This window comes from Candidatus Hydrogenedentota bacterium (assembly GCA_016791475.1).
GTDB lineage: Bacteria > Hydrogenedentota > Hydrogenedentia > Hydrogenedentales > JAEUWI01 > JAEUWI01.
This window is the reverse complement of record JAEUWI010000472.1, coordinates 1-518: the sequence shown is the minus strand read 5'-3', so window position 1 is coordinate 518 and position 518 is coordinate 1. Positions and strand designations below refer to the sequence as shown.

1 protein-coding gene is annotated in these 518 nt (G+C 67.6%); it reads right to left on the bottom strand.

The window, feature by feature from the left end:
- A partial coding sequence (locus JNK74_30310; protein MBL7650463.1) for a response regulator transcription factor occupies positions 1-518 on the bottom strand: 518 nt, incomplete at both ends.

Here is a 518-nt window from a genome sequence, read left to right as displayed (position 1 = left end):
ACATCGGCTCCGAAAGCGTAAAGCATGTCCTCGAGCTGTGCCTTCGAGAACAGTTGGCCGGGATGGCCCAGCAGGGCCTCGAACAGCGCCCATTCGCGCGCCGTCAGCGGCACGAGCCTGCCGGCGCGATGAACGCTGCGCGCGGCAAGGTCGATTTCCAGATCGCCATGCTGGATCAGCGGGTTGGGGTTGCCGGCATAGCGGCGCGCGACCGAGCCGATCCGCGCCGTGAGCTCCGTGAGATCGAAGGGCTTGATCAGATAGTCGTCGGCCCCCGCGTTCAGGCCTTCGATGCGGTCCGAGACCTGATCGAGCGCGGTGAGGATGATCACCGGCGTGGCCAGCCCCCGGCTGCGCACGGTGCGCAGGATCTCCAGGCCGTCGCGGCCGGGCAGCATGAGATCGAGGATGAGCAGGTCGAACACCTGCGACGAGACGAGAAAGAAGCCGTCCTCCCCGGTGGCCGCCACCGTCACGTCGAAGCGCTCGGCCTCCAGCCCGTGCTTGACGGACTGGGC